Raw genomic sequence first — 5,230 nt, forward strand, 5'->3', positions numbered from 1 at the left:
GCGGACGTCGTCGCCGTAGGCGCCGAAGGGCATGCCGGTGCCGTTTCGCCACGCCTCCAGGACCTGCGGCAGCGCCGATCCGCAGCCGCCGGACAGCAGTGCGAGCGCGCCGCCGGAGAACGGACTGGTGGCGTCGGCCAGCACGAGACGCTGGGGAGCCGAGAGGCCGAACGTCCGGGCCGCCGGGTCGACGTCCGGCACGGTGACCGAGACGAGGCCCGCGATGGCCTGCTGTTCGAGCCACTCACGGACGTACCGCTCCAGGACGCCCGAGCGCTGCGCGACATCGGCGGCCGTGCCAGGGGTGGCGAGGGCGTCGTACAGGCCCAGCCGGGTCCCCAGCCAGATCGTCGCCATCTCGAGGGTCGCGATCGTGTGGCCGAAGAGCCGCTCGACCAGCTCCCCGGCCCGTGCCTCGACATCGTCCTCGACATCGGTGTCGACATCGGCCTCGACATCGGTGTCGACGGCGTCCGCGACGCTCACGACGCGGACCCGGCGGTGACGGCACCCACGATGGCCGCCTCTGCGGCGCTGTCCCACGACCCGGCGCAGGTGCACAGGATCCGGCTGATCCGGCCGTCGGTGACGGTCGCGAGCACCGTACCCACGGAGAGGTACGACGTCTCGCCGGTCGTGCGCCAGGAGTACTCGAGCGCGAAGCCGTTCGGGGTCGGCTGGACGTCCCAGGTCTCGATGGTCCGTGCGGGAGCGTCCTCGACGAGCAGCGCCGTGACGGCGTCGGGCCCGGTCACGCGGACCAGGGCCTGCGGGAACATGCCCTCGAAGCGGACGTCGTCGGTGTACGCCGACGGGGTGAGTGCGGACCGTTCGAGGTCCTGGCGCAGCACGTCGGCCGCCTCCGTGCGGGCGTCGTGGGCGGCCACGAGGTCGAGGTCGACGTAGCTGATGTCGCCCGTCACGAGTGCCGCGAAGCGTGCGGCGATGGCGTCGGTCTCGGGCAGGGCCGAGTTGACCATCGCCGACTCGTAGGAGGCGAACTCGTTGATGGCGACGTAGTGCGACGGGTCGTTGCGGTCGACGTACACGCGATCGCTGAGGAGGGTACGACGACCGGCGGTGTCGCGGCGCCACTGGTCGCCGAGCTCGCTGATCTCGGCGATGTGGTCGGTGTGCAGGTCCTCGATCTGGATGAAGCTCATGGCGGACTCCTGTGGGTGTCGGGGTGAAGTGCTGTCACCCCGGAGGCGAGAGGTTCCGCCTCACACCGGAAGGCGGCCTCACGGCGACCCGCCTCACAGGAGCCAGGTGACCGGCCGCTCGGGTTCGTACCGGCAGAAGGTGCCGGTGTGCACGGCATGGCGCAGGTGCGTCCCGATCCCCGGCTCCGCGGCCTCGAGTCGGCGGATCGCGTCACGGATCCGCCAGGTCACCGCGCTGCGAGCGCGCTCGGCGGAGGCACCGGTGGGGCGGGCGCGGCCCCCGAGCCCGTAGGCCGCGCTGAGCTCGGCCAGCAGGAACGAGCGCTCCTCCTCTGCCCGGCGGCAGCGTTCGTCGTCGCCCGCCAGCGCAGCCTGGTCGAGCTCGTTGTCAAGGACGTCGAGCCGCTGCTTGTAGGCGGCACGGGCCTGCTCGTCGAGCGCAGGTCCGGTGTCGCCCTCGTGCACCGCCGCTCCCGGCACGCCCGCGAGGTCCAGTGCGTGCACCTCGGTGCCGGGCCGACCGAGCAGCACGGCCAGGTCGGCCATGCCCTTCACGTGCCGCACCACGGCGCTCGCGCCGGCGTACGACACCCGCCACACGTCGCCGTCGCGCTGGAACGATCCGGACTCCCCCGCGACCATGGGCACCGGGCCGGGCGCGGCCGTACGACGCTGCGCTGCCTCGTCCGCACGCTGGGTGAGGCCGAGGGCCCGGTAACCGGCTTCCGCCTCCTCGAGGAGCTGCACGGCCACCCGGGCGTCGCCCGGCCCGCCACGGAGCAGACAGACCTCGGCCCGGTCCCGACGCAGGTGGATTCCGCTCAGTACCGCACCGGCCTTGCCTGCGAGGTCCGCTGCCCCACGGAAGTGCGCGTCGGCGGCGGCGAGGTCGCCCATCAGGATCTCCAGCAGGCCGAGGTACCGGTCGACCGGCCCGATCGCCCCGGCACCGATGCCGTCGACAGCGAACCTCCCGGACCAGGGCTCGAGTCGCCGATGGACCGCCGCCGCTGCGGGTGCCGGGTCACGGGCATCCCAGGCAGCGAGAGCGACCAGCGACAGGTTCGAGATCAGTTCCGCGTCGTCGGCCAGGCCCGCCATGATGGCGTCGACACCAGCCAACGCCGCGGCCCGCACGTCGTGCGGCTGCCCGGGGAACAGGGCCATCACCTGGGTGCCGTCGGGCGCCGTTTCCGCGAAGGCCTCGATCAGGCCGACGAGCTCAGGGTAGATGTCCTCGGTGCGTCCCTCCTCGATGGCGATCCAGCTGCGCTGCACGGCGGCCAGGATCGCGGCGTTGTGGCTTCCCGCCCGACGCCCCAGCTCCTCGGCCTCGTTCGCGCACCGCTCCTGCAGCCGCAGGTCCCCGTCGAGGTGGGCGACGAAGCCCCGGAACAGCGGGACGTACCAGCCGTAGAGGGGTTGGCGGAGCAGGTCCGCCGCGGCTTCGAACGCCGCCATGTCGGCGCGCGCCGCCGGGCCCTTGCCCTGCTCCAGCAAGGCAACGATCCGCAGCCGGAGCCCGAGCAGCTCCAGCCCGAGGTCGCCCACTCGTCGCGCACAGCTGATCACCTCGCCCGCGTCGGCCTCGCGTCGTTCCGAATGGGCGGGGCCGGCCATCGTGTCGCAGCGCGCAGCCAGCGCATGCGCGATGGCACGAGGATCACCCAGCCGCCGGGCCAGTTCCACGGCCTGCTCGGCCAGGGCCGATCGTCGTACCGGGTCTCCTGCAAAGGACATCGCCACCGAGAGCCGGGCCATGACGTCGGCACGGGCGATGGTCTCCTGACCGTCGAGCAGGACCAGCGCCTCCTCGAGCAGGTCCATCTGGGTCCGGTCCCACAACCGCACCTCGAATCCGGACAAGCCCGCTGCGAACCCGAGCGCTGCCTCCGCCAGGCCGGAACCGTCACCGCGTGCACGGGCCAGACCGGCCGCCTCCAGGAAGTCCTCCCGGGCCGCCTCGAGGTTGTCGAACGCCATGACGGCGGCGCCGCGTTCGAGCAGGACCTGGCGTCGTACCTCGCTGCCCTTCTCGCTGGCGCCGAGCGCCGCGGTGATGTGCTCGGCGGCCTCCTCGTAGGCGTGGACGGCCAGTGCGGCCGCCGCGGCACGACGGCTCATGGCCACCGCCGCAGCAGGATCCGAGAGCGGGAGGGCGCGGTGCAGGTGCTGGGCGACCTCGGCTGCAGCACTCGGATCGACCTCCACCCGCTTCGCGATCAGGGTCGCGGCCGCCAGGTGGAGCTCCCGGACGCGACGGGCGGGAACCGATGCGACCACCGCCGCGCGGATGAGGGGGTGCGGGAGCTCGACGCGTCCCGGCAGGTCGCGGGCCAGGCCTGCGGCGACCGCCTCGTCGAGCAGCTCGGCGACCGCGGCCGGGGGCTGCGCGGTCATCTGCGCGACCGTCTCCACGGCGCTCGCCGTGCCGGCGACGGCGCCGGCCACCAGCAGTTCATGGCACGCCTGGGACACCCGGCCGAGGCGCCGCCTGATGATCGCGGTCGCCGACTCGGGCACCGCCGAGTCGATGACGTCGGTCCCCCGGTCCACCGCCAGCCGGGCCAGCTCGCCGACGAACAACGGGTTGCCCCCGGTGCGTTGGTGCAGCCGCCGGGCGTCGGCATCGCTGAGAACACCGCCGGTCTCGGCGGCAACCAGCCGGCCTACGGACCCGGGATCGAGACCGTGCAGCGCCACCCGGTCGGCTCGGGACGCGAGCTCCTCGGCGAGGCCCACGACCGTCTCGTCGACGAGCGCCTCGTGGTCTCGCCAGGCCGCGACGACGAGGACCTGCCGGCGGCCCAGCGTCCGCTCGACGAACCGGAGCAGTCGCAGCGACCCGGCGTCGGTCCAGTGCAGGTCATCGAGCACCAGCAGCAAGGGACGGTCGCGGGACAGCATCTCGAGCACTCCCGCGACGGAGTCGAACAGGGCGAACCGGTTCGTGCCCGGCGTGGCGGAGCTCGCGGTGAGGCCCACGCGGGCCCCCGGCAGGAGAGCCAACGCCTCGTGGGAGCGTGGGCCCCACGCATCCATCAGGGCATCGGGTTCGACTCCGTCCGCCGCGTCGCGCAGGACCTGGGCCCACAACCAGAACGGTGGCGTCCCGGGGTCGTCCCACGCGGCACCGTGCAGCACCCGGAACCCGCCGGCGGCAGCGATCCGGCACGCCTCACTGAGGAGGGTCGTCTTGCCGATCCCCGCTTCGCCGCTGATCCACACCAGGCCACCCGCGCCTCGAGCTGCGCGGGCGAGCCTCTCCGAGAGGCGCTCACACACGGCGTCACGGCCCAGGAGCAGCGGCTCCGCCGCGGTCGCCATGGCAGCAGGCTACTCACGACCCGCCCCTGCCACACCGGTTCGGCGAACCGGATCGCCGGTCAGGCGGCGGTGCCGCCGACGCCGTCGAGGTCGTCGGGAGACACCCCGCCGTGGCACGACGCGAACGGTTCGGGCGCCGTGTCACCGGCGGCGTACTTCGTGATGAAGAGCTTGATCCGCGGATCCTCCGGCCCGGTGAGCTCGAGCTGGCGACCCCAGACGGTGATCACGACCGGCGCCTCCTGGTCGGGGTACGGCGACAGGATCCCGTTGTCGGGCAGGACGTCCCCGAGCTGCTGGATGCCCTCGTCGTCGACCTCGTCGGGACGATAGGTGAGCCACGTGGTGCCGTGCTCCAGGTCGTGCACGACGTTGACCTCGGGTACCGGTTCGTCGTACACACCGCACTCGAGCCAGACCGGCGCGTGGTCGCCGCCGACCGACGGGGACTGCGGGTACTCGTGGGACTCGCCCAGCGCGAGGTGCTGGTTGGTCAGACCTTCGAACTCCTGCACGGCGCTGAGGTCGCTGGTGTCCACCCCTGCATCCGTGGAGTCGCCCCTGGCCACGGTGTCGTCGTCATCGCCCCGCGTGAGCAGGACCGGCACCAGCACCGCGATCGAGATCAGCAGCACCGCTGCCACCACCGCGAGCACGACCGGCAGCACCGGTCGCTTGCGCGGCGGCGGAAAGCCCGGAGGCGGGAACGCCGGCGGGTACTGCGGCGGGTACTGCGGCGG

Annotated in this window: 3 protein-coding genes and 1 pseudogene; all 4 read right to left on the reverse strand. The window is 73.0% G+C overall.

Features of this window, described 5'->3' with window-relative positions; translation table 11 throughout:
- Positions 1-486, reverse strand: a pseudogene (locus ACOADB_RS14900) (hypothetical protein); the annotation flags it as partial.
- On the reverse strand, positions 483-1,163 hold the full coding sequence (locus ACOADB_RS14905; protein WP_378600073.1) for a hypothetical protein: 681 nt from the start codon (positions 1,161-1,163) through the stop codon (positions 483-485). The pseudogene ACOADB_RS14900 and the gene ACOADB_RS14905, both read right to left, overlap by 4 nt.
- Positions 1,164-1,256: 93 nt before the next feature.
- Positions 1,257-4,490, reverse strand: coding sequence for an ATP-binding protein (locus ACOADB_RS14910; RefSeq protein ID WP_378600076.1), 3,234 nt, complete (start codon positions 4,488-4,490; stop codon positions 1,257-1,259).
- 59 nt (positions 4,491-4,549) lie between these two features.
- Positions 4,550-5,230, reverse strand: a 681-nt coding sequence (locus ACOADB_RS14915) for a DUF3105 domain-containing protein (protein WP_378600078.1), incomplete at its 5' end; no start/stop codon positions are given.

Origin of the sequence: Nocardioides sp. CPCC 206348 (assembly GCF_048654705.1) — a bacterium.
In the GTDB taxonomy this organism is placed as follows: domain Bacteria; phylum Actinomycetota; class Actinomycetes; order Propionibacteriales; family Nocardioidaceae; genus Nocardioides.

Excerpts from the sequence above, each read along its gene's own strand:
- ACOADB_RS14905 (WP_378600073.1), bottom strand. The coding sequence starts at position 1,163 with ATGAGCTTCATCCAGATCGAGGACCTGCACACCGACCACATCGCCGAG.
- ACOADB_RS14910 (WP_378600076.1), bottom strand. The coding sequence starts at position 4,490 with ATGGCGACCGCGGCGGAGCCGCTGCTCCTGGGCCGTGACGCCGTGTGT.